The following is a 26,047-nucleotide window of genomic DNA, read 5'->3' as shown; positions in this document are numbered from 1 at the left end:
TCACCTAGAAGAGATTGGAGTGCCAGAATTTGTATGCCTTCACATGCCAAATCGTCTTTGGAGGCTGGTTTAGTTGCCCTCAAGCAGGGGAATTACCAAACAGCGATCGCTCACTTAGAACCTATTGCTAGCAGCCAAAGCAATGGTACTGCTAGCTTACAAGCCCAAGTTGGTTTAGTGATGGCTTATGCTCGCACTGGCGAAGTGTCCAAAGCGATCGCTATATCCCAGAATCTCATTGAGAGTAACAATCCGCAAGTTCAAGAGTGGGCAACACGCGCTCTCGAACACCTGACAAAACGTAAAAAACGCGATCAAGAATCAAAAAATGTCGAAACTGGATTTGTTGCCTTTGATAATTCAACTCCAGATTCTCCCCCAGTCCCCCCCCCGGAAACTCCTACATTAGAGGAAAAACCAAAAGATCAAGTCACAGAAACCAAAAGCGACGACACACCGTCGATGGTGCCACTAGCTAGACTCAAAGCCACAGTAGCGACGCCATTACCACCACCAACAACTGCACCCCTAAATGGCTTCATGGGTTCTGTGACTCGCACCCAAGCTAAATTATTCGGTGTTATTTATTGGCGGCAAGCACAACGCGCTAGAGCATGGCAACCACTACGCAAACCGAAATTAATTCCTTTGCGGCTACTGTCAGCAGGGACATTCATCGCCCTGTTTTGGGTTATGCGAGAAATCCTCAAGTTAGCATTGGGATTCATCAACCAGACTTTAGTCAAACTACCTTATCTGGAGCCGCTGCAACTTTTATACCGCGATCCTACTAGATTGTTGCTAATAGTATTGGTGATTTTAATCGGAGTATCGCCTTGGTTGCTGGATCTACTACTGGCGAAATTGTATGGTCAGCGAGAATTTCCTAAAGATGTATTAAATACCCATAGCCGGGAAGCCGTTCGGGTGCTACAACGTTGTTGCCAACAGCGACACTGGCCCATACCCAAACTGCGGATCTTACCAATGGCTGCACCAATTATCCTGACCTATGGTAGTTTACCACGTAATGCCAGGATTGTTGTGAGTCAAGGGCTATTAGAGCAATTAGCAGATGATGAAATCGCCACTATTTACGCCACGCAATTAGGGCATATTGCTCACTGGGATTTTGCTGTGATGTCTTTGTTGCTGCTGGTGACACTACCAATTCATCAGCTATATCAGCAAGTGTCGCAGTGGGGAGACAAAATATCAGCGAAAATTTGGCGCTGGCCGGTGACAATTTTGGCTAGTCTAATTTATGGAGTTTGGTCTTTGCTGACTGGGACTGGATTGTGGTTATCGCGGTTGCGGCTTTATTATAGCGATCGCGTTGCATCTGAAATTACTGGTAATCCCAATGCCCTGATTCGTGCTTTACTCAAAATTGCTATTGGCATTGCAGCTGATATCCAAAAACAAGAACAGACCAGTTGGCAACTAGAAAGCTTAAATCTTTTGACACCAGTCAGCTACCAACAGAGCCTCGCTTTGGGCACTATTGCCAGCAATCTATCTTTTGAAGCCTTTTTGAAGTGGGATACTGCCAATCCCTATCGCCGATGGTTTACGATTAATAGTAGTCATCCTTTGATGGGCGATCGCATCGAACGCCTCTGCCAAATAGCCCGTCACTGGCATCTAGACACCGAGCTACATTTTGCTAGTGAACCGTCAAAGGTGAAGCGTCAGTCTTTCTTATTACAAATCGCTCCCTGGTTGGGAATTCCTCTAGGGGTTTTGTTTGCAGCTTTAGTCTGGCTAACCTGGCAACTAGCATTCACACTAAAGTTTTTAAATCTAAAGTGGATATACGAAGATTGGTCTTTCATTACAGGCTGTCTTCTGATTGGCTTTAGCATCGGTACAGTGATGCGGATTAATTCTTTCTTCCCAGATATCAAACCTGACACTGTGCAAACTGACGACTACTTACCCAACCTGTTATCTGACCCTTCTGCCTTACCAATTGATAGCGTCAGCGTGCGTCTTGTGGGCAAATTATTAGGTCGTCAAGGCACTAGCAACTCTCTAGCGCAAGATTTAATCCTCCAATCCAGCGCAGGTTTAGTGAAGTTACACCACATTTCTTGGCTAGGACAGTCAGTCAATCACCAGGATTTAATTGGTAGGCAAATTATCGTCACAGGTTGGTTCCGCCGAGGAGCAACACCTTGGATCGATATCCAAACCTTGGAAACTCAAAGTGGTAAAACCATTCATAGCCCTCATCCCATTTGGTCTACTTTTTTAGCAGTTGCAGCACAGGCTTGGGGCGCATACGTTTTTCTTACTGGTTAGTCATTGGTCATTGGTCATTCGTTATTAGCAAAGGACAAAGGACAAATCGGAATGTAAACAAAAGTTGCAGGTTTTCTTTACAAGTGTTACATTTATTTACACAAACATTAGCAGCCAACATAACTCAGCACTACAGCTTAGTGATGAAATCGGATGCTTTTCCCCTACTCCATACCTTTTTATCCTCCCAACACAGCAGGAAATCAACCAGCCACCGGCTGGTTTTTGTTTCAAAATATGCTCCCTTGAATAAAAAATGTGTTTTATGTTACGATGCAGTAATACTAACGTCGGAAATGTATGCGCTAAACTAGCTACGTAGAAAATACCGTGGTAATGTAAGGAATGGTATTTGATTCTGCGAAAAAGAGCATGAAAGAAAGCGTGTACTTTTGCAGGCAATAGGCTATTAAATTTACAATTCTTAGAATTAAGGTGTTATTAGCTCACCATAGTGTGGGCCTTTGGATTAAACAAGCTTGATCCCGACGAAAAACTGTATTGTTGTATAAGTTGACAGTTTCGAGCAAAAAAATTGGTTAATGGCAGCCTTGGTCAATAGCATCTATTTAAAAGCCAAAGCCAAGTAATTGTTTTCTCGCCTTGCCATGTTCATTCAACTCTGGAGGTATAGTTCATGTCCGTTCGCCTATATATAGGTAATTTGCCTAAAGATGAAATAGATCGTCAAGATCTGCAAGCAGTTTTTGCAGCAGAAGGTGATGCTGTAACAACTAAATTAATTAAAGACCGCAAAACTGGCAAATGCCGTGGTTTCGGTTTTCTTACCGTCAACAATGACGAACAAGCTGACGAAATCATTGAAAAGTATAATGGGCAGATGTTCAAAGACACTCCCATTAAGCTAGAAAAGGCATTACCTCGGACAAAGGGTGAAGAGGGCGACGAGCAAGCTCCTAAACCAGTTACTCTTGCTGCTAGTAGTACCCCAACTCCTAGCCCCAACAGAGAAGGTAGCCGTCGTGAGAAAAGCTCTAAGAAGCCTCGTCGTGGCGGCAGTGGCGGCGGTGGTTCTCGTGAAACCAGCACTACAACGACAGATTCAGACACTATTCGTCCAGATCCTCGTTGGGCTTCAGAATTAGAAAAGCTGAAGCAGATGCTAGCTGCACAAACTACGAATTAATCCTTGAGGGAGAGAAATTAAAAATTAAAAATCAGAATTTTTTTTTGATTTTTAATTTTTAATTGTTGATTATTATCTAGCTGCTTAGTTAAAATCTACTTGCACCTAATTTTGTAAGTGCGTAGGCGCAGCCAGCCGTAGGCATAGAATTGTCGAATCGTGGAGAATTGAGGGTTGAAATTTAAACGCAGAGGAACGCAAAGGTAAGCGCAGAGGCACGCAGAGAATCTGCTACAAACTAATAAAATCTTTACTTAGAATAAAATTCAGTTTTTGTGATCAGACGCATTAAAAAATCTGGACGATGGGGATGCGATGCCTAGGTTGGGCTGCGCCTACGCAGTAATTAGCTGGATTTGATAAAATATATTCAGTAATGGCAAGCTTCATAATGCCAAGTGAACAAGAGGCGCGATAGCTCTAAAGATAATTTACACTCAAGGTAAGACCGATCATTTGTAGCTTCTGTTATGTCCTCAACTCTAGATTCTTTGCCACCTGCGCTCGCTAAAATTGTCCAGCGCTTTCAACGCGCTTCCGAACCGAAGCGACGCTACGAACAGCTAATCTGGTACGCTCAGAAGCTCAATGAGTTCCCAGAAGCGGAGAAATTACCCGAAAATAAAGTTCCTGGTTGCGTGTCTCAAGTTTTTATCACCGCAGCTTTGGATGACGGTAAAGTTGTGTTTCAGGGCGAGTCTGATTCCCAGTTAACCAAAGGTTTAGTAGGGCTGCTAGTTGAAGGATTGCAGGGATTAACCCCAACTGAGATTGTCCAACTTACCCCAGATTTTATTCAAGAAACAGGTTTAAACGTTAGCCTGACACCTTCCCGTGCTAATGGGTTTTACAACATTTTTAAAACCATGCAAAAAAAAGCATTGGAATGTAAGCTAGATTTGCCTAACTAAACTTGGTTATTGGTCATTTGTCATTGGTCATTTGCAAAAGACAAAGGACAAATAACGTACAACTACCAAAATTTAGTCTTATGCCAAGCAATCTATTATCTACTCCTGCTGCTATTGGCTTTGGTGGAGTAGTTCAAGAATATCTCTGGAATTTTGAAAATCAGCAATTGCGGGTTGTTTATGAAACCCTCGGTAAAGGTTCACCGCTATTGCTACTACCATCTTTCAGCAGTGTTTCGACGCGTTTGGAAGTCGGCGAACTTGCCAAGTTACTAGCTCCCAATTTTCAAGTTGTAGCCTTAGACTGGCCAGGGTTTGGTGAATCTTCTCGCCCTAGTTTGAATTATCGACCGGAAATTTATCAGCACTTTCTGGAAGATTTTGTCAAAGCTGTTTTTAATACTCCCATTACTGTGGTGGCGGCTGGTCATGCTGCTAGTTACGTTTTACAATTAGCTGTCAAACAACAAGCTGCTTTCTCACGAATTTTGTTGTTAGCTCCTACTTGGCGTGGCCCTTTGCCGACAATGGGGGCAAGTCAGCAAATAGCTGGCTTTGTGAGAGAATTGGTGCGATCGCCTATACTTGGTCAAGCTCTCTACAAACTCAATACTGCCCCATCTTTATTAAGTTTTATGTATCGCCGTCATGTCTTTACTGACGCGGCTAAAATTACACCGAGTTTCATTGAGAAGAAGTGGCACACAACTCAACAACCAGGAGCGCGATTTGCATCTGCTGCCTTTGTCACTGGTAATCTTGATGCTGTACACGCACAATCTGATTTTTTAGAACTTGTAAAGTCTCTAACCGTACCCCTCATGGTTGTAATTGGGGAATCTAGCCCTCCCAAATCACGAGAAGAAATGAACGCTTTGGTAGCCTTACCAGGGGTGAGAAGTGTTGTTATCCCTGGTTCTCTGGGATTGCATGAAGAATACCCAGCAGTTGTTTTAGAAGCAGTTCAAGATTTTTTGTTATCTTCAGAAAATTAAATCCTCGCACCAAGACGCAAAAATCATTTTGTGCCTTGGTGCGAGATTAAAATTAGTTCAAACTACTGCGATTAAGTTTTTGCAAGCGAGAAAGAGAAAGCGCTAGTAGACCGACTATACCAAGACCAAGGACAGTTGACGACTCAGGCACGGTCTTGACTTCAAAATCAAAATTGAAAGTGCCAGACTCCTTAAAGGGAATGGGGTTATTGCCATTGCCTAAATCTACGAGTTTGAATGATGCAGAGTAAGTTCCCAGTGGTGCAGCAGCATCAGTCCAAAAGGTAGGGATGAACGAAAAATCATCACCACTGCCGATTGTGTAGATATCACCGACTGACTTGACAATATTAACGCCGGCTGAGTCGCCAATATTCAATCCGCTGCTAATTGACGCTAATTGTAAACCAATATTTGCACCTTCAAGGGACGACTGCCAACGACCATTGGAGCTATTGAATAAATATTGGTTGTCTAATTCTTTGGAAGTTTTTAGCGACGCGATAGGTTCTATTGTCAGATTACTATATTCCTTATCTGTTGCAGTACTAATCAAGCGACCAGTATAAAACCCTGTACCAGGTAATAATGTTAGCGGCGGTTGTTCTGAGTAAGACTCAGGAATTCGGTTATTTGTATTGGTTGGGTTAATGGTTGGGTTATCTAAAGAACCAGAGTAGCTATAAGTACCAATGCCGTGGAAATGGCTTGATTCCGGCGTGTCTTCATTCCTGTGTGCAAACAGAAGGGTTAAACGATTGTAGTTGGGGTTCTCTAAACCTGCGTATGTCCCTGTAGAGAGAGCCTCCAAACTATCTAATCCAATGTAAAAGCCCGTTTCATCTGAATGATTATGAGTATCATCTGCTTGTGCTGGCGCTAAAGCGGTAGATAAAACCAGTGGCGCAACGACTAAAAAGCTGATTGCAATAGACGCAGATGCTTGCCCTGTTTGAGTTACTTGCTTTTTCGAGCAGGTAGTGTTTCTTGAAACCACCACGCTTCTCCATCAATCTATAATTTTTCTATGTGATAATGATTATCATGCCTGTTGTGGCATTGTCAAGGTATTAACCTGCGACTTCCCGCAGGGTGAGTTGGAATATTCTTATCAGCTACGCCAACTTGTGAATATTTATCGAGGAAGGCAGGAGGCAGAGGGCAGGAGGCAGGAGGATAACTGCCCAACGCTCCTCTCCTGAGCTACCGCTGCGCTATCTGTAACAGCCCGCAACCATAGGGTCTTGGGTTTAAGACAAGAACTCCAAAAATTCTAGTTTTGTGGCTCTTTTTCAGGAGGGGTTTGAATCCTATAAGTGAAAAAAACCTTCTGCCTCCTGCCTCCTGCCTCCTTCAATACTTATTACAGATGCATAAAAATAAAATGTTTCTTGATTAAATTATGTGATTATTGTGCTGAAAGCCAAAACAATAGCAAGTTCGCACAAAAATATAAAAAGATTTATCATGGGCGATAATGATTATCCATAAGGTGAGACAAGAGGAATTTAGAGTATGGTGGCTGACGTAATCAACAATTCAGTTCCCGTTACTGTTCTTACAGGATATTTGGGAGCAGGTAAAACGACTCTACTCAATCACATCCTCACCTACGAACACGGCAAAAAAGTTGCTGTGATTGTCAATGAATTTGGGGAAGTGGGTATTGATAATCAATTGATTATCGATGCAGATGAAGAAATATTTGAAATGAACAATGGCTGTATCTGTTGTACAGTGCGCGGCGATTTAATTCGCATCATTGGCAACTTGATGAAGCGACGCGATAAATTTGACCATTTAGTAATTGAAACAACTGGATTAGCCGACCCTGCACCAGTGATTCAGACATTTTTTGTTGATGAAGATTTACAAAGCCAACTGTCTCTAGATGCGGTGGTGACAGTGGTAGATGCCAAGCACATCTCGCAGCACTGGGATGCAGACGAAGCACAAGAACAGATTGCTTTTGCTGATGTAATTTTACTTAATAAAACAGATTTGGTAGCGCCAGAAGAGTTGAATGAATTGGAGAAACGGATTCGGGCGATGAATGCGATCGCAAAAATCTACCGTACCCAAAATTCTGAACTCGGAATGGATGCTTTATTAGGTGTAAAAGCCTTTGATTTAGATCATGCATTAGAAATTGATCCAGATTTCTTGGGAGAAGATGCCCACGTACACGATGAAAGTGTCTTTTCTGTAGCTTTAGTAGAAGCTGGTGCAGTTGATGGAGAAAAATTAAACGCTTGGCTTTCTGAATTACTGCGTACCCAAGGGCCAGATATCTTTCGGATGAAAGGTATTTTAAATATTGCTGGAGAAGATAATCGATTTGTATTCCAGGGAGTACACATGATATTCGATGGCAAACCCGATCGCCCTTGGAAAGCAAGTGAAACCCCCAAAAACGAACTAGTATTCATCGGGCGCAACCTTGATGCAGCCCAACTCAAGCAAGATTTTCTTGCTTGTCTAGCTTAAATAGGGAGTGGGGAGTAGGGAGTAGGGAGTAGGGAATTTACCATTCTCCATTCCCTATTCCCCATTCCCCATTCCCCATTCCCCATTCCCCACTCTCCTTTACAAATATGAACACCACAACCAGCAAATCTAAGGAATTTGAACAACACTATTCGGGGACACTTTCAGATTATGTAACTGCGATCGCTTGGTCGCCACAAGGTAAAACTTTAGCAGCAACTTCTGCCGCCGGGGAAGTAGTTTTGTGGAATAATGGCGAACTCACAAGCTTACAAACTGGTAACGGTAAATCTGTAGACTGTCTAGCTTTTTCGCCAGATGGAAAATTTTTAGCCGTTGGTGGACAAGATGGACAGGTGAAAATTTGGCGCGACACTGAATTAATCGCCACCTTGGAAAATGCCCCTGCATGGGTTGACAAGCTAGCTTGGAATTACACCAGTAACCAACTGGCTTTTAGTTTGGGGCGTTATGTCCAAGTCTGGGATGCTGATACTCGTGAAATTGTCGTGACGCTGAATTTCGACAACTCTTCAGTATTGGGTATAGATTGGCGCATTGACGGACAATACTTAGCCATTAGTGGTTACAAGGGAGTGAAAATTTGGCATAGTCAAAACTGGGATGAAGAACCATACAACCTAGATATGACTACTGTCAGTGTGGCTATGGCTTGGTCGCCTGATGGTAAATACCTGGCTTCTGGCAACATGGATCGTAGTGTCACCGTTTTGGAATGGAACAACCCCGACCCTTGGGTGATGCGTGGCTTCCCTGGTAAAATTCGCCAATTGGCATGGTCAGAAGCTATGACCAAAGTCGGTGCGCCAATACTGGCATCTTCTAGCGTTGAAGGTATTGTGGTGTGGGAAAAGCTAGAGGATGACACTTTAGGTTGGGAAGCGCGAGTTTTAACAAATCATGTAGGTGTGATTAATGCGATCGCCTTTGCACCTAAAAGCTTCCTTCTCGCTTCTGCTGCTGCTGATGGCTGGTTATGTTTGTGGAACAAAGCCAAGGAAGTATCCCAAATTATCACAGGTGTCTCAGGAGGTTTTTCGGCCTTAGCTTGGCATCCCCAAGGCAAGTTACTGGCCGCAGGCGGTGAGCAAGGCGAATTGGTTATTTGGTCAAAGGTTTTACGCGGTCAAGGATTTGGGCGTAGTTAAAGTTGAAGGTGGTCAATTTATTAGCTATGCTGTATCAACAAAGGTATCTTTATGTAAATAATGAACATAGTCAAACTGATTTTACTCGCCTGTCCCGCACTTCTGGTATCCATGCTGCTGGTAGTCAATCCAGCACATGCATCCAGCCTGAAATCTCTATACCCTACACAAATTTTTACGGTAGTCTCTACACAACAAATTCCTGATCTGGTAACACCAATGTTGACTCAAACATCTAATCCGATTATTGATCAACTTGGTTGCAATTGTGCAAACTGTGTTCAGTCTAAATTTCAGTCTTTACAAGGCAAACTGCCATCTGTCGATTTTTAATAAAGTTAGAAGTTATGAATCTTTAAGGGCACAGCAATGCTGTGCCCTTATTAATTATTAATTAGCTTTTTGTACATAGCGATCGCAGCTGCGGCATCATTATTTAATTAAGGTCATACCTTAAAAACCAAGTAGGAAAGTATTTAGGTGAATCCCTAAATACTAAGAAACCTGCTGGTAAGCTAGTGAAGTTGGTGCGAACGCGAACAGTATGCCGTAGGCGATCGCAATCTGCACCCAAGCTGTTAAGCTCTTGTTAAAAGAGCTAGTCCGGGGATTAGAAAACTTGCTAGAGTGAACAGAGTTAGCCTTAATGTCTAATCGCCAAAACCTATACATCTCATGGATTTTGCTAATATTGCATCCCAGCTAAACGCTGGAACGATTTTACCAGAGGGGATTGTTATTCTCACCCTCTTGGGGGTTTTGATAGTTGATTTGATTTTGGGGCGTACATCCGCGCGCTGGATTGGATATCTAGCGATCGCAGGTTTATTTGCTTCGATTGTCGCCCTCTATTTTCAATGGGACTCTCCTAATCCCATCGGTTTTACCGGTAGCTTTAACAGTGATGACCTGAGTATCGTCTTTCGCGGCATTATTGCCTTATCTGCGATCGCTACTATACTGATGTCAATTCGCTACGTTGAGCAGAGCGGCACTGCTTTAGCCGAATTCATCGCTATTTTGCTGAGTGCTACTCTAGGAGGGATGTTTTTATCCGGGGCTAGTGAGTTGGTGATGATTTTCATCTCCCTAGAAACCCTGAGTATCTCCTCTTACTTGTTGACAGGTTATACCAAGCGTGACCCCCGCTCCAATGAAGCGGCGCTGAAATACTTGTTAATTGGAGCTTCCAGCACGGCAATATTTTTGTACGGTGTATCACTGCTGTATGGACTATCGGGAGGACAAACTGAACTTAGTGCGATCGCTAATGGCATTGCCACAGCGAAAGTCGGCCAATCTTTGGGTTTAGTGATTGCCCTGGTATTTGCGATCGCAGGTATTGGCTTCAAAATCTCCGCCGCACCCTTCCACCAGTGGACACCAGACGTTTACGAAGGCGCTCCCACCCCAGTCATCGCCTTTTTATCTGTCGGTTCCAAAGCGGCTGGGTTTGCCCTAGCCATCCGCTTGCTGCTCACAGCCTTCCCTCTTGTTGCTGACGAGTGGAGGTTTGTCTTCACAGCTCTAGCCGTTCTCAGCATGATTTTGGGTAACGTAGTCGCCCTAGCTCAAACCAGCATGAAACGGATGCTAGCTTATTCATCCATTGCCCAAGCTGGGTTTGTGATGATTGGCTTGATTGCTGGTACACAAGCGGGCTATGCGAGTATGGTATTTTACCTACTGGTTTACCTGTTCATGAACCTGTGCGGCTTTACCTGCATCATCTTATTCTCACTACGCACGGGAACCGACCAGATTGCCGAATACTCTGGTTTATATCAAAAAGATCCACTCCTAACACTGGCGTTGAGTATTTCCCTGCTTTCCTTGGGTGGTATTCCACCATTGGCTGGGTTTTTCGGCAAGATTTACTTATTCTGGGCTGGTTGGCAAGCAGGACTTTATTGGTTAGTTTTGCTCGGCTTAGTTACCAGCGTCGTCTCCATCTACTACTACATTCGCGTAGTTAAGATGATGGTAGTCAAAGAACCCCATGAAATGTCTGACGCAGTGAAGAATTATCCCCAAGTGCGTTGGGATTTGCCTGGGCTAAGACCTTTGCAAGTTGGGTTGGTAGTAACATTAATTGCCACTACAGTAGCAGGGATTTTGTCAAATCCACTGTTTACATTGGCTAACAATTCTATCTCCAATACCCCATTTTTGCAAGCAACAATCAACAGTAATGTAAAAGCACAAAATGTACTGCTTTTGCCAAAGTTAGATTCGGTTAGTCAGTCTCAACCCTCAGTTGATTCTACTGCGAAGATTTAACCGAGTTTCAACCAAACTTTGTCCTCAAATACAAAGCCTGTTTGCTAATTAGCAGACAGGCTTTGTCATATCTTTTAAGAGGATGTTTGAAAAGTGGTTAGCTGTGATTTTAAGCACTGGTTGATCCCCCCTAACCCCCCTTAAAAAGGGGGGAAAATCCTTAAAGTCCCCCTTTTTAAGGGGAGCCACTGCGGTCTTGGGGGTTTCCCCCATGAGCAAGTGGCGTGGATTTAGGGGGATCGAAAACGTTTTGATACCGACGAGGAGACTTTTCAAACATCCTCTAAGTTAAATTTTATGATACTGAGTTAATAGGTATCTTAATTACAAATTCTGCACCTTTCCCTGGAACAGAAAAACAGCTAAGTTGTCCGTTATGTTTTTCAACTATAATCTGATAGCTTATATATAGTCCTAGTCCAGTACCTTTGCCCACAGATTTAGTGGTAAAAAAGGGGTCAAATAGCTTTGAGCGAACTTGTTCATTTATCCCCAAACCATTATCAGCAATACTAACCACTATCCATTTTTCATTGACTATCTCAGTTTTAATTTGAATTTTGGGATTATTATTTATCAGTTTTTGATTGTCAATTCTTTGTGGATTTACTGCTGACCATTGACCATTATTAGCCGACGCCTCCAATGCATCGATTGCATTAGCAATAATATTCATAAACACTTGATTAAGTTGACCAGGATAGCAAGTTACATTTGGTAGTTGACTATATTTTTTGATTACTTTAATTTCTGGGTACTCATGCCTAGCTTGCAGGCGATGCTCCAAAATCATTAAAGTACTATCAATTCCTTCATGAATATTGACTTGCTTAAGTTCTGCTTCATCAAGTCTAGAAAAGTTACGTAGTGATTTAACAATTTCCTGAATGCGTTCTGCTCCCACTTTCATGGACTGGAAGAGTTTAGTTATGTCTTGAATCAGAAAGTCTAAGTCTATTTCTTCTACTTGCTCTTGAATTTCTGGAGGAGTATTTGGACAAATTTGTTGATAAATTTGCACCAATTTTAGTAAATCATGAGTGTATTTATGGGCGTGATGAAGGTTCCCATAAATAAAGCTCACTGGGTTATTAATTTCATGAGCAATACCAGCGACCATCTGACCTAAACTAGACATTTTTTCAGCTTGGATAAGCTGAGTTTGAGTAAGTTGTAGTTCGTTTAATGTTTCTTGTAAAGCAGTGGTACGTTCTTCAACCCGAATTTCTAACTCTTGATTCGCTTTCTTGAGTGCTTCTTCTGCCTGTTTTCGTCTCTGAATTTCTTTGGCTAACTCATCAATTTTTTCATTCAGGAGAACGAAATTACTGCTGGTCAAAGTTCTATTTTCCAAGCGTAAGAGAATTAAAGCTGAAGATTCAGGAGACCAAGGTTGAATAACGGCTCCCTGACTACGACATATTAACGTTTGCCCATCATTCTTTCGTAAAGTCAAGGAGCCAATAACCATAGCCCTGCTACTTGAACAAGCTTGTAAATACCTGACAATATCGTTGGCAGGCTCAATTACAATTTCAAAAAGCATTCTTCCTTGCAGTTCTTGACGGCGTAACCCCAACATATCCGCCACTGGTTGATTGGTAGCTAACAACTGACCCTCTCCACTCACCAGAAGTAAAGGTTCTGGTAAAACTCTGGCAAATTCAAGAAATTGTTCAGGAGTCATGGTGCTTCCAATCTCAGGGTTCGATTCACTTTACATATCTGCACTAAGCTTATGTCCCGGAATTATTTTGATGCTGAAGGGTTTACACAGATTCTAGTCCCCTAAAGTATTCTCGACCTTCTGCATCTTCTGCTTCTTCTGTAAGTTTTAAGTAAACAATAACTCTACATCCAGGATCACCCTGTGCTATGGTTTCTTGCAATTCTACTTTCGCATATCCCAGATTATTAGCTGCGATCGTTCCAAAAACGTTTGAAGTCATCATGCACATGGCAGGGCGATCAAGAACTTTGTCGCCAAATGGGCAGACGCGGTTGCCAAAGACAATTTTTTCATCATCCTGCTCAATCACATAAAAATCGCCCCGGATGCGTTTTTTTAAATCAATCAAGACATCAGCTACCTGTTTCCGAGAAAGGTTGGAGACTTCCAAGGCAGATTTGTAATCTTGGTTAATCTGCCTTCCCATCCTTTCACCAACTACGCTAATAAATCCAGAAGCTTCTTCTAAGCCAACTACATCCTGTAAAGTGCCAGATAATTCTCTAATTAATGTACGTAAAAATATATCGCGTTCTAAAGAAAGATTAAGCGTAGCTATTGAGTGATTAAGTGCATTGTTCATAAATTTTCAGGACACAATCTGAGAACTACCCTTCTAGGGTTCCCGAAAATATATCGAAAGTAACTCCTTAATCTCTGTTCTCGGAGAATTTAATGCTTGCTTTTGTTTCTAATCAATAGTTATGTAATGCTCATCACAAATTATGAATTTTGTGGTTCTGACAGTTTATATTTATTAACGTAACTGACTATGATTATTGAATGGGAAGCTTAATGATAAACTCTGAACCTTCTCCTAGTACTGAATTTACCTCTAGAGTTCCTCCATGTTTTTCGACAACAATTTGACGGGCAATTGATAATCCTAATCCTGTGCCTTGACCCACAGGCTTGGTGGTGAATAAATAGTCAAAGATTTTTTGCTGGACATCAGTTGACATTCCCATGCCATTATCTTTAATGCGAATCAAGATATGATTTTTATCTTCAGTAAGAGTAGTCTGAATCAAAACTTGATTGGGATTTGCTTCAATTTCAATATAGGTGCGTCCGACATTAGACTCCTCTAAAGCATCAATAGCATTAGCTAGCAAGTTCATAAATACCTGATTTAGTTGTCCGATAAAGCATTCTAATTCTGGCAAATTATCGTAATCTTTAATTACTTGAATATCAGGACGATCCTCAGATGCTTTTAAGCGATGTTTGAGAATCATGATGGTACTGTCGATGCCATCATGAATATTACAATAAACTTTGCGATCGCTATCTGCTCGAGAAAAGGTTCTCAAACTGGTACTAATATTGCGAATGCGCTGAACTCCCTCTTTCATTGAGGAAATTAAATTAGGTAGATCGGCAAGCATATACTTCAAATCTATAGCTGCAATTTCCTCTTGAATTTCTGGAACTGGATTAGGATAATGCTGCTGATAAAGGTCAATAATATTAATCATATCTTGAAAATATACTGAAGCGTGTCCGAGATTTCCATGAATAAAACCAACTGGATTATTAATTTCATGAGCAACTCCTGCTACTAATTGACCAAGGGCAGACATTTTTTCTGTCTGTACAAGCTGAAGTTGAGATTCTTGTAGGTCTTTTAATGCCCTAGATAATGCTGATGTCCTTTCTAAAACTCGTTTTTCTAAAGTTTTTGTGAGATTTCGTAATTGAAGATGGGTTTTAATTCTAGCTAATAATTCTTCTTCATGAAATGGTTTTGTGATGTAATCAACTGCTCCTATATTTAGACCCTTTACCTTACTAGGAGTATCCGAATTGGCTGTCATAAAGATTACGGGTATATCACAAGTAGCTGAATTTTCTTTCAGTCTTTTACAAGTTTCAAACCCATCTATTCCTGGCATCATCACATCTAAGAGAATTAAGTCAGGAAGCTGGAATTCAACCTGCTTAATTGCTCTTTGTCCATCATTTTCCGTTATAACTTTAAAGCCAACATTAGTTAAGATATCAAAGACAATTTCTAAATTAGTAGTAGTATCATCTACTACTAAGATTAAACTATCTTCTGGAGTATAAAGCATTTTTACGTCTGGTTGTTCATTCATATATTTAAATTAATTTTATTCATTGTTAGTTATTCCCTATTGCCCTGCGATCGCAGCTAATTCACCTCCATTTTTTTTCACAGACTGACAGACAATTTTCTCGTCTGACAATCCTATAGTTCCCAAAAAGTCTGATAACAGCAACATTCTTACACCAAATTGCCTTATACAACTACGAAGGCGATCGCTACAGCATGGACATTCAGCACCAATCTTTACTTTTGCCGGAGTTGAAGATCCTCTTTCTTGAAGGCGAACGCTCTGAAATTAGTCATTATTACCCTTGTCTTTTTATAAAAGGAGCGCTAACTAAAACAATATTTTTGATGTCATAAGTTAACTTTTTTAGTTAGTCAACAGCATTTCTCATGAACGAATATACACAGAGATAGCTATTTTTATTAAAGAAATATAATTACAGATAATTACGGTTATTTTTTAATAAAAAACATTGAACAATATTGAGATAACTTTAAAAAAATCATATAGATTTACATAGTAATGATAGTTGACTAAATCATATTTAGGCACTTGAGAAAACATGGAATCACTGTGAATTTTTGCAGAAGTTTTTTTTTTCAAAGACTCTTAACAGTATTGTCTTTGTTCTATTGTGATGGATTTTTTTGGTACTTTAAACTAATTCATTTTTATGAATCAATTAGCTTACCCTAATTTATACTGCCCATTTCCATCCCACATTAATAAACATATTGATGTTCTAGAAAGGCACGCTCTTGAATGGGTACTTCGCTTCAATCTCCTGGCCAATGAATCATCTTATCAGCGTTTTTGCAAATCAAAATTTTTCTTCCTAGCGGCAAGTGCTTATCCCAACTGCCAGCTTGAAGAATTGAAAATTGCAAATGATTGGTTGAGCTGGGCGTTTATTTGGGATGACCAGTGTGATTTATCAAATTTAGGAAGACAACCTGATGTTCTCAAAGATTTTCATAAGAGATTTTTGGAAATATTGAATGGTGCAGAACTCACGAGTAAGGATATACCACTTGCTTATGCCTTAAGTGATTTACGACAACGGATACTTCAAAGAGGCAGTCAAGAATGGTTTCATTACTTTGTTGATCGCTATGAAGGCTATTTTGATGGCTGTGTTCAAGAAGCAGTTAACCGCGCACAGGAAATTACACCCGATGTTGACAGTTATATGCTTATACGTAGGTTAACTTTAGGCGGATATGTTTTCCTTGCATTGATGGAATTTTGCAATTATTTAACAATTCCTGATTCTCTCCGAAATCATGAGGTGATGAAAGAATTAAAAGCGATGACAATTAACATTCTTGCTTGGTGTAATGATATTTTCTCCGTACATAGAGAAATGTCAAGTGGCGATGTTCATAATTTAGCATTGTTAATTTATTATCAACAAAACGTTTCTTTAGAAGAAGCAATTCTCACAGTTAGCGAAATGCATGATCGAGAAGTACATCGCTTGAAAGATTTTGAATCATCTCTTCCATCTTTTGGAGAAGAATTAGATGCAGAACTTGCCAAATATATATCAGGACTACATGGCTGGATATCTGCCAATCTGATTTGGTATTCTCACTCTGGTCGCTATCAAAATATAGACAGCTTGGAGTTAAATCAATAAATTCTCACTCTATCTTTATAAGAAAATAGGATACCTGTTAGGTATCCTATTTTGCTGAAAGCTCATCATAGATGAACCCATATTATTTTGTTAAGGGTTTGTCCTCGCTAATACAATTTTTCGATTTTGGTTTGGACTTAAAATTCATATGCAGCTACCTAATCCTCTCAAAACCCCTTCTTTGCTACAAAAGCTTCAGTGGATTACTGATCCTGTGGGCTACATGGAAAACGCAGCTCAACAATATCCCGACATTTTTACTGGTAGGATAATTGCCTTTGGCGATACTGTAGTATTTGTGAATCATCCTCAGGCAATCCAAGAAATTTTAACGAATGATAGAAAGAAATTTGTCGCTGCCGGTGAACTCAATCAAATTACTGAACCCTGGCTAGGAAAAAATTCAGTTCTCATACTTGATGGAAGTCGTCATAAACAACAACGACAATTGATAATGCCTTCTTTTCATGGAGAGCGAATGCAAAGCTATGGCCAACAAATCTGTAATATTACCGAAAATGCCTTTAGTCAGTTACTACTAAATCAGCCCTTTTTGGCTCGTAACATAACACAAGAAATATCTCTACAAGTTATGTTACAGGTTGTATTAGGGTTGTATGGGGGAGAAAGATTTCAAAAACTTAAGCATTCACTGCCATTGCTGTTAAATCTCTCTCATTCACCTATCACTTCTAGTTTTTTCTTGCTCCCATTCTTGCAACAGGATTTAGGGGCTTGGAGTCCTTGGGGAAAATTTCTGCGCGATCGGGAGACAACCGATCAATTGTTCTACGCCGAAATTGCTGAACGTCGGCAACAACCTAATTCAGAATGTGTCGATATACTTTCCTTGCTGATCTTAGCTCAAGATGAAACTGGTCAATTTATGACAGATCATGAATTGCGCGATCAGTTAATGACCCTAATAATTGGCGCTTATGAAACTACGGCATCTGTAATAGCTTCGGGATTGTATTGGATTCACCAAAAGCCTCTAGTCCGTGAAAAACTGCTCCAAGAAGTGGGCACTCTTGGTGATTCCCCAGAACCTATGAGCATTTATCGACTGCCATATCTTACGGCTGTCTGTAATGAAATCTTGCGAGTTAGCCCTGTTTTACCGTTCTGTTTCCCAAGGGTAGTACAAGAACCGGTTAAACTCTTGGGACATTCTTTAGAGCCTGGAACAGTATTGCTTCCTAGTATTTATCTTACTCATCAACGTGAAGATTTATATCCCCAACCTAAGCAGTTTCGACCAGAACGTTTTCTAGAACGCCAATTTTCTCCTTATGAATTTCTGCCTTTTGGTGGTGGTGTCCGTCGTTGTATTGGTGAGGCTTTAGGTTTGTTTCAAATGAAATTAGTATTGGCAACCATCCTATCACGCTATCAGTTAGCGCTAGTTAATCAGCAACCTGAGCGACCTCAGCGTCGAGGTTTTACCCTTGCGTCAGCCAGTGGAGTCAAGATGGTAATTACAGGACGACGTGAGGCTCAAGAGTCTTTAGTGAATAAACTCATCGGCATTTAAGTTACATAATCAAAGCGGGCAAGATGCCCAGCCCACAGAACAAAAAGATCCCCGAATTCTTCAAGAAGTCGGGGATCTGAGCCTCTCACTGGAGAGCAAATCAAATAAGATTGCCATAGTCTAGATATCTGACTGTTGCATCGGGATCTCAATCACGAATTCAGTCCCCTTTCCTAATGTGGAATCACAGGTTAAGCTACCCTTGTGTTTGTCCACAATAATCTGATAGCTAATCGACAACCCCAACCCCGTGCCACTTCCTACCGACTTGGTGGTAAAAAATGGGTCAAAGATTTTCTGCTGTACTGCTTTTGTCATACCAGAACCGTTATCGGCAATTTTAATTATCGCCGTATTATAATCTGTTAGTTCAGTAAATATGTGAATTTGTCCTACTCTATGAGAAGCCGCTGACGCATTTATATCTTTTGTTATTTGTTCTTTGTCATTTACCAATGATGGATGATCAATAAAAAATGCCTCTTGTAAAGCATCGATCGCATTACTCAAGATATTCATAAACACCTGATTGAGTTGACCAGGATAACAAATAACTTCGGGTAATTTTCCGTATTCTTTGATGACTTCAATTTCAGCAAAATTGTTCTTTTCTTTAAATCGGTGTTGCAAAATCATTAAGCTGTTGTCTATTCCCTCATGAACATCCACAGGCTTCATCTCAGATTCATCTAGGCGAGAAAAGTTGCGTAAGCCTAAAACAATATTCCGGATACGTAAACTCCCCACTTTCATGGAATCTAGAATCTTTGGCAAGTCTTCTGATAGAAAATCTATGTCAATTTCCTCAGATTTTCTCTCAATTAAAGGCGAAGGACGGGGATATTCTTGCTGATAAACAACTACCAAATCCAGCAAGTCTTGGACATACTCACTAGCATGAGTAATATTGCCATTAATAAAGTTAATAGGGTTATTTATTTCATGGGCAATTCCTGCCACCATTTGTCCTAAAGAAGACATTTTTTCACTTTGAATCAATTGGATTTGGGTACGTTGCAATTCTTGTAGAGTTTGTTGTAAACAGTGATTTTTGTCGTTGAGTTCCTGCGTTCTTTCTTGGACTTTTTCCTCTAGGGTATGGTTGTATTCTTCCAAGGTTTCTTTAGCTTGTGCCAAATTTTTGTAGAGGATAGCATTCTCTAGGGATATTGCTGCTTGAGTAGTGAGTAGTTTGAGGACTTCTACGCGATCGCGTGTAAATGCTCCTGTCGTCAAATGATTTTCTAGGTAAATAATTCCAATCAATTTACCTTGATTTAGAAGAGGTATAGATAACAAACTCTTAGGTTCTTCACTCAGAATGTAGCTATCACCTGCTAAAAATGAAACAGTTATTGCATCATCAATAACCAAAATTTCTCTGGAGCGCTTAACGTAGTTAATCAAAGTAATGGGAACATCGTAACTTGACTCCAAAGAAGTTGATGGAAACTCCGTGTGGGTATGATCAAAATTTGAACTTGAACAAACTGCTGTAACAGTTAATGCTAAGTTATCACCTTCGCTCAAAATTAAAGCGCATTTAGAAGCTCCTGCATTCTCCATCACAACTTTCATCAAAGTAGAAAGTAGTCGCTCAAGCTCAATTTCGCCAGAGAGTGCTTGAGATGCTTTAATGAATGCGGCTAAATCCAGAGAATCAGAAATACTTGTCTTCGAGCCAATAACAGTTTGTTGATTACTCAGGGTAGATAAAGATGATATAGATGTGTTATCTAAAGAAGTGCTTTCTTCGCTGGAATGGATACTCAGTTTTTCTTGCTGAAATATAGGAGCCAGTAATTGGAGATAGCGTTTTGTCAAATCGTCAACTTTGGCTAACGCTCCCCAGCGAACATAGCTATAGTAAGCATCTGTTAGGTAGGTTTGGGCAATCTTATGTTTACCCCATTCTAAATAGAATTTGGCAGTAAGTTCTTGAGCGACGGCTTCTTCATTGATATACTCATGTTTTTTGGCAAGGAAGATAGCGCGATCGTAAAATTCCATTGCTTCGAGATATTGACTTCCAATCCGATAGCGTTCAGCCTCTACAAGATAATATTTGTGCAGATAATTCATTGGGGCATGATTTGCCCAATGCTCCATTTTTTCTTGATTGGCTTGAACCCGATCGAGAATACATTTTTGCTCAGATTCAGATACCTCAAAATATACAGCTAGACCTGCCAAAGAATCATAAAAATGGAAAACTGGAACAACGAGATGTCCTATTGCAGTATCTAAATAATTTTTCGCTAGTGTGGCATTTTCAACTGCCTGATGAAATTCTTGAAATAGATAGCAGAGATGAAGTTTGCTGACATAGAGATATAGAAGTCCAAGTCCATCTTTAGTTTCCAAATGGATCGGCAGCATTTTATCTTCGTTATAAACCTCACCAATTAAAGAACAGGAATTTTCTGCACACCCTAGTAGATTCAATACGCTCTGCCGATAAATATTACTCCATTGGAATACTGTTTTTTGCTTGAGTTGTCTGATGGCATTATTATAATTTGCCATTTCTTGTTCTAGCTCTGAAAGTTCTCTACCGATAAAATATGAGCAGTAAGAATAAATGTGTAGAGAATAAGCTGCATACTCTAAATCTCCTGTTTCAATACCAATAGAATAAGCTTGCAACAAAGGTTTTAATATTTCCTTGGCGTGCTCCTTACAAGGTCTAAGAAGTGAAAGAAAAGAGCCAAGAATTTTCGCGCTAATTTCTTTAATTTCTAACCTCGATAAAAGATTTACAGCTAGTTTACCAAATTGATAGCCCGACTCAACATCTCCCACTAGCGCAGACAGTATTAGTCCATAATTAACATAGGCAAAGGCAGATAATGGTGCATTGCCATATTGTAGAGATAAGTTGATTTGTTTAACAATAATCAGTGCGAATAATTCAGGAATAGCTTGATAAGTTAAAGCATGAATATTCGATAAAATACTCATTACTGCTAGCGTTTTAGCTTCTGTCATTTTTGGTAGGTTAATTAAATCTTCAATATCCCTACCAGCCAAATTTGAGGCTATTTCTCCCATTACTAGCTGAACATCAGATTGGCTTGGATGTTCAGGAAACTCTACTCCTAAAAGCTTCAAAAAGGCTAGTGCAGTATTAATTCCTTTAAGTGCTTGGTTCTGTGCCCCAGATGCTTTAATTTTTACCTCGTAAGCTTTAACTTTATCTATAAGAGTTTTCCCTTGTACCAATACTATCTCTGCTAATTGCTCGGTTTGCCTAAAGTCGCCAGCTAAATATGCTGCCTCTGCTGCTGTCTCATACAAAGCTAGGATTAGCTTATATTGAGTTTCCCAACTATCATCTGACAGTAGTTGGATGCCGGTAGTTAAATACTTCACAGCAGTGGGATAAGCTGTTGATGCTAAAGCTTTACGTCCAGCAATTAGATTCATCTGGGCTAGTTCATCTCGTTTAGCTTGAGGAGAGATTAATTCCACTGCGATATTAAACTGATTGACAAGTTCAAAAACCCTTTCTTCCTGTTCTGCAACTGGAATATTGTTCAATAACAGTAGTCCAATTTTTAAGTGAATTGGCTTTTTTTGTTCTTCGGGAATCAAAGAATAAGCAGCTTGCTGTACTCGGTCATGGACGAATTTATATTTAGGTAGCTGTGAATTAGAATTTGAAAATTGTGTAGAATCTATTCCGTGAACAATAGATTCTTGATTATTATTCTCTTTTGAAAAGATGTTATAGTTTTCAGTCTGTGGTAGGACTAGCCCATCAAGTAATGCTTGCCACAAGTCTGATGCTGTATCTACTACAGATTTTTCATTGACGATCGCTAGAGTTTTTAGGTCAAATTGATTTCCAATACAGGCAGCCAGCTTGAGAACTTTTTGGGTATATATTGGCAATTTTTCTATTTGCAGTCCGATAAATTCTACGACATCATCTGTGAGAGCTAATTCTTTAATTTTTGAAATATCATACTGCCAATGACCAGTATCAAAATTTAATATAATTAGCCCATCATCGTGTAAAGATTTGAGAAATTGAACGGAAAAGAAGGGGTTGCCTTTAGTTTTGGCAAATACCATCTGAGTGAGAGGAACACCAACTGCTTCAGAGCAATGAAGAGTATCTGTAATGAGATGATTTAAATCACCCTGATTTAACGGTGCTAGGACGATTGTATTAATAGTTGCTCCTGCTTGTTCAATCTCCTGTAGTGTTAAATAAAGCGGATGCACCTTTGAAACTTCATTATCTCGATAGGAACCAATTAACAATAAACCACCCTGAATTTCATGTATTTGTTCTGTCTCTTCTGAAAGTGAAGAGAATTTACTCTCACACATTAATAGCTGAATTAATTTCAAAGAAGCCGTATCTGCCCATTGCAAGTCATCGATAAATATGACCAGGGGATGTTCTTTTGTAGTAAAGATTTGGATGAACTTTTGAAACAATAAATTGAACCGATTTTGGGCAGCACTACCAGATATCTCTGTAACCGGAGGTTGCTTGCCAATAATCTGTTCGAGTTCAGGAATGACATCAATAATTACCTGAGTTTGTGTACCTAACTCTCGCAGTATTTTGACTTTCCATTGTTGAATTTGGGCATCAGTTTCCGAGAGGAGTTGCCCGATTAAGTCTCGAAAAGCTTGCACCAATCCTGATAAGGGGGTGTCGCGTTGAAACTGGTCAAATTTTCCTTTGATGAAGTAGCTACGCTTCCGTACAATGGGTTTGTGGACTTCATTAACCACAGCAGTTTTGCCAATGCCAGAGAAACCTGCGACTAATATCATTTCTGTTGCCCCGTCTGCCACGCGCCCAAAAGCGGCGAGTAGGGTTTCAACTTCACTCTGACGACCATAGAGTTTTTCGGGGATTACGAAACGGTCTGAGATGTCCCTCGCACCTAGTTCAAAGAGGGCAATATTTCCTGTTTCTTGCCACTGACTTTGACATATCTCCAAGTCATGCTTTAATCCCAAAGAACTCTGATAACGGTCTTCGGCATTTTTTGCCATCAGCTTGCTGATAATGTCAGACAAAATTAGCGGAATATCAGAGTTAATTCGACTTGCTTTTAGCGGTTGTTTGGCAATGTGAGAGTAAACTAACTCCATCGGATCTTTAGCGGTGAAGGGTAACTGTCCGGTGAGGAGTTGAAAGAAGGTGACACCGAGGGAATAAAAATCAGTGCGGTAATCGATACCTCGGTTCATCCTTCCGGTTTGTTCTGGAGAAATGTAAGCCAAAGTGCCTTCTAAGATGTTGGGATTGGTGAGAAATTGAATTTCTCTTGGTAGGAGGGTGGCGATACTAAAGTCGATGATTTTTATTTCATCTGTGGTAGGGTTTATTAGAATATTGGCAGGCTTGATGTCTTTGTGAATGATGCGATCGCGATGCAATCCTTCAAGAGTAGAAGCAATTGTAATAGCAATATGGAAAAACTCATTGAGGGAAAGCCAGTTTTCCTTCTTCCCCTTGTCCTCCAGTCGCCAGTCTTGGAGGGAAATGCCGCCAAAATCTTCCATTACTAAGACGTAGCTGTTACGGTAGCTTTCTAAGCTATAAGTTTTGACTATGCCAGGAAGCTCAAGGTTTTTGGTGATGATATATTGATTTCGGAACTGGGCGATTTCCGCGAACGTCGGATATTCGTTCCGCATCAATTTGAGAACGACTGGTTTTTTGTCTTTTTCTCTAATAGCCCGATAAACCAGGGTTTTGCTACCTGAGTAGATATCCTCGGTAATGCGATAACCAGGAAATGCATATAAAGTATCTAATACTACTAACATTGCAAACTATGCTCATAATTCTTGTTTCTATGGCTTATTATTCCCGTGCTAAGACTGTCAGTATCATTAAATAGGCTTTTTTTGTTTAATTTGTCTTAAAAAACATAATTTATAATATAATTTTCACGAATATCTGAATCTCGAACTATGTATTATGGAAATGCTAAAAGCTATAAAGTTTATAAGGATATTGCTAGCAAATGTATAGCAATCCGATTTAATTTCTGAATCACTCGTAGAGGTAAGGGACTGGGGACTGGGGACTGGGGACTGGGGACTGGGGACTAGGAAGAAGGAATAAAGGTGTACTGAGTTTTGTTCAAAAATCAAATATGAGTCCTATGTCTGATAAATATTTGCTCTTATACCAATTTAATGTGAATTTGCATATATCTTGATCCCCCTAAATCCCCCGATAAATTGGGGGACTTTGATAGATGTTTTTCCAGTTCCCCCCTTATTAACTACGGTGTACACACAAGTCAAAAGAAGATCAATTTCTCATTGTTATCTCGTTCCTCTGCTCTGCATAGGAATGCCTGATTNNAAATGCTTATCAAGCTAGGTTTTTAGGACTTGTGTGTACACGTAGCTTATTAAGGGGAGCCAGCGCGGTCTTCTCCCAAGGGCGATAGCGCAGCGTTAGCGAGTCTGCGAGCGTCTGGGGTCTCCCCAAGTGGAGCGGCTGGCGTGGGCTAGGGGGGATCGAATTATATTATGCAGCTATTATGCAGCTTCATAAAAAATTGGTATTACTACTTTTGATCTGTGGACTAGCTTTCAAATTGTGATACAGATTGTGGATGAGCAGACTAAATAACAAAAAAGCCTGCCGTTCTCCTTAGTTTAAGAGGAAACTGTGACAGGTTTCATGAGTATTGGGCTGCTTTGCTAGACTAACAACTGAGTTCAACTCCTTGTCATGTAAAGACGCTATGTGTAGCTGACTTCACCATAGGAGTATAGATAATTTAAAATTCAAAATTCAGAAATTATAGAGGTGCAGATAATCGCTAGTTATTTTTTCCTGTTTTTGAATTTTGTTATCAACGAAGATTTGTCAACATAAGTGTTTTTGAACTAATTATTTTTACCCACTTTTAATCGGACACCCGTTATTAGAGACGGTGTATTTTTGGCTGCGATAATAACGAGTACAAATGCTACTTGATTTTTTGTTTAATAAAAGTCACAACCTGAGTTAGTTGTTTCTTCAACCCATCAATTTCTGCTTGCATTTTGACAATTTTCTCGTTCAACGCATTAATTTCTGCGTTAGAGACTCCTCCGGTACTAGGATCTGCATTGCTTACCGCCGTAGGCATCGCAACAGTTGCAACACTAGAGGCTGCGTTGCTTGCCACCGTAGGCATCGTAGCAGTTGCAACACTAGAGGCTGTAGCTGTGCTACTTTTAACAGCAACTCCTGCTCCGACTGCGACGAGTTCTGGGCGTGGCTGTTTCGCCTTGGTCATAGCTAACTTAATTGCGCTAATTAGTTGCTTCTGATCAAAAGGCTTGCCTAGAAATTCAAAATATTCAAAGGGTTCGGTAATTTTCTCAGTCACCTCTTCCTTGCGACCAGACATGATCACTAAAGGAATTTTCCTTAACTCCGGATCGGCTTGAACTTTCTGGAAAACCTCCCAGCCACTCATTTTAGGCAACAGGAAATCCAGCATAATCAGGCTGAGTTTTTCCTGAAGGATAAAATTCAGTCCTTCCAAACCATCTTTTGCTTCCAGTACCTCAAAATTGCCCGGAGGCAACATTTCTCGTACTTTTACCCTGACAACTGTAGTGTCATCGATAACTAAAATCTTGTTGCTTGCCACGACTGTTTGCTCTAACAGAAACTATAAGTGTAAATAGCGGCCTTGCCGATTGTCCTTGAGAATCCTCCCACTATATACAAAATTTCTAGCAATTGGGGGATAGTATATTTCGGTATAAATGACATTGCTAGAGGTGTTTT

General features: G+C 40.4%; 17 protein-coding genes. 10 read left to right on the top strand and 7 right to left on the bottom strand.

The genetic code is table 11. The features are described from left to right. Positions 1-33 precede the first annotated feature (33 nt). The 4 genes from A4S05_RS12140 to A4S05_RS12125 all read left to right on the top strand — a co-directional run bounded on the left by A4S05_RS12140 (position 34) and on the right by A4S05_RS12125 (position 5,357). A complete protein-coding gene (locus A4S05_RS12140) occupies positions 34-2,304 on the top strand; it encodes a M48 family metallopeptidase (protein WP_069070083.1) in 2,271 nt (756 codons plus the stop codon). Positions 2,305-2,941: 637 nt separating this feature from the next. Continuing rightward, the gene (locus A4S05_RS12135) at positions 2,942-3,451 is read left to right on the top strand and encodes an RNA recognition motif domain-containing protein (RefSeq protein ID WP_069070082.1); all 510 of its coding nucleotides are present in this window, start codon (positions 2,942-2,944) and stop codon (positions 3,449-3,451) included. A 470-nt stretch (positions 3,452-3,921) separates the two neighbouring features. Beyond that, the gene (locus tag A4S05_RS12130) at positions 3,922-4,362 is read left to right on the top strand and encodes a SufE family protein (protein ID WP_069070081.1); all 441 of its coding nucleotides are present in this window, start codon (positions 3,922-3,924) and stop codon (positions 4,360-4,362) included. Positions 4,363-4,442: 80 nt separating this feature from the next. Beyond that, positions 4,443-5,357 (top strand): alpha/beta fold hydrolase, encoded by a 915-nt coding sequence (locus tag A4S05_RS12125; RefSeq protein ID WP_069070080.1) that lies wholly within the window; start codon positions 4,443-4,445, stop codon positions 5,355-5,357. A 52-nt stretch (positions 5,358-5,409) separates the two neighbouring features. On the opposite strand, the gene A4S05_RS12120 is transcribed toward A4S05_RS12125, so the two are convergent. Further along, on the bottom strand, positions 5,410-6,354 hold the full coding sequence (locus tag A4S05_RS12120) for an all3515 family Zur-repressed PEP-CTERM protein (protein WP_069070147.1): 945 nt from the start codon (positions 6,352-6,354) through the stop codon (positions 5,410-5,412). 518 nt (positions 6,355-6,872) lie between these two features. Here A4S05_RS12120 and A4S05_RS12115 point away from each other — a divergent pair. From A4S05_RS12115 to A4S05_RS12105, 3 genes are all read left to right on the top strand, one after another. Next, the gene (locus A4S05_RS12115; RefSeq protein WP_069070079.1) at positions 6,873-7,844 is read left to right on the top strand and encodes a CobW family GTP-binding protein; all 972 of its coding nucleotides are present in this window, start codon (positions 6,873-6,875) and stop codon (positions 7,842-7,844) included. A 107-nt stretch (positions 7,845-7,951) separates the two neighbouring features. Next, positions 7,952-9,013, top strand: a complete 1,062-nt coding sequence (locus A4S05_RS12110; protein ID WP_069070078.1) for a WD40 repeat domain-containing protein — start codon at positions 7,952-7,954, stop codon at positions 9,011-9,013. A 60-nt stretch (positions 9,014-9,073) separates the two neighbouring features. After that, entirely contained in the window at positions 9,074-9,346 is a 273-nt protein-coding gene (locus A4S05_RS12105; protein ID WP_069070077.1) for a hypothetical protein, read from the top strand. 162 nt (positions 9,347-9,508) lie between these two features. Here A4S05_RS12105 and A4S05_RS41545 read toward each other — a convergent pair whose 3' ends face one another. After that, positions 9,509-9,685: a hypothetical protein gene (locus tag A4S05_RS41545; protein ID WP_176726987.1), complete on the bottom strand. Its 177-nt coding sequence runs from the start codon at positions 9,683-9,685 to the stop codon at positions 9,509-9,511. A gap of 3 nt (positions 9,686-9,688) precedes the next feature. Between A4S05_RS41545 and A4S05_RS12100 the strand changes: the two genes are divergently transcribed. Continuing rightward, entirely contained in the window at positions 9,689-11,293 is a 1,605-nt protein-coding gene (locus tag A4S05_RS12100) for an NAD(P)H-quinone oxidoreductase subunit N (RefSeq protein ID WP_069070076.1), read from the top strand. Positions 11,294-11,588: 295 nt separating this feature from the next. Here the strand turns inward: A4S05_RS12100 and A4S05_RS12095 are convergent, their stop codons facing one another. The 3 genes from A4S05_RS12095 to A4S05_RS12085 form a co-directional block, all read right to left on the bottom strand. Then, complete coding sequence (locus A4S05_RS12095) at positions 11,589-12,980, bottom strand: PAS domain-containing sensor histidine kinase (protein WP_069070075.1); 1,392 nt, start codon at positions 12,978-12,980, stop codon at positions 11,589-11,591. An 82-nt stretch (positions 12,981-13,062) separates the two neighbouring features. Beyond that, the gene (locus A4S05_RS12090; RefSeq protein ID WP_069070074.1) at positions 13,063-13,605 is read right to left on the bottom strand and encodes a methanogen output domain 1-containing protein; all 543 of its coding nucleotides are present in this window, start codon (positions 13,603-13,605) and stop codon (positions 13,063-13,065) included. Between the two features lie 193 nt (positions 13,606-13,798). Further along, on the bottom strand, positions 13,799-15,121 hold the full coding sequence (locus tag A4S05_RS12085) for a hybrid sensor histidine kinase/response regulator (protein ID WP_256090949.1): 1,323 nt from the start codon (positions 15,119-15,121) through the stop codon (positions 13,799-13,801). Positions 15,122-15,773: 652 nt separating this feature from the next. Here A4S05_RS12085 and A4S05_RS12080 point away from each other — a divergent pair. Continuing rightward, positions 15,774-16,739 (top strand): terpene synthase family protein, encoded by a 966-nt coding sequence (locus A4S05_RS12080; RefSeq protein WP_069070073.1) that lies wholly within the window; start codon positions 15,774-15,776, stop codon positions 16,737-16,739. A gap of 148 nt (positions 16,740-16,887) precedes the next feature. Continuing rightward, on the top strand, positions 16,888-18,273 hold the full coding sequence (locus tag A4S05_RS12075; protein ID WP_069070072.1) for a cytochrome P450: 1,386 nt from the start codon (positions 16,888-16,890) through the stop codon (positions 18,271-18,273). A gap of 120 nt (positions 18,274-18,393) precedes the next feature. On the opposite strand, the gene A4S05_RS12070 is transcribed toward A4S05_RS12075, so the two are convergent. Both A4S05_RS12070 and A4S05_RS12065 read right to left on the bottom strand, forming a co-directional pair. Further along, positions 18,394-24,072: a trifunctional serine/threonine-protein kinase/ATP-binding protein/sensor histidine kinase gene (locus tag A4S05_RS12070; protein ID WP_069070071.1), complete on the bottom strand. Its 5,679-nt coding sequence runs from the start codon at positions 24,070-24,072 to the stop codon at positions 18,394-18,396. A 1,163-nt stretch (positions 24,073-25,235) separates the two neighbouring features. Continuing rightward, on the bottom strand, positions 25,236-25,907 hold the full coding sequence (locus tag A4S05_RS12065) for a response regulator (RefSeq protein WP_069070070.1): 672 nt from the start codon (positions 25,905-25,907) through the stop codon (positions 25,236-25,238). Positions 25,908-26,047: the final 140 nt, after the last annotated feature.

This window comes from Nostoc sp. KVJ20, assembly GCF_001712795.1.
Taxonomy (GTDB): domain Bacteria; phylum Cyanobacteriota; class Cyanobacteriia; order Cyanobacteriales; family Nostocaceae; genus Nostoc.
The sequence above is the reverse complement of the archived record's forward strand: the minus strand, read 5'-3'. Positions and strand labels throughout refer to the sequence as shown.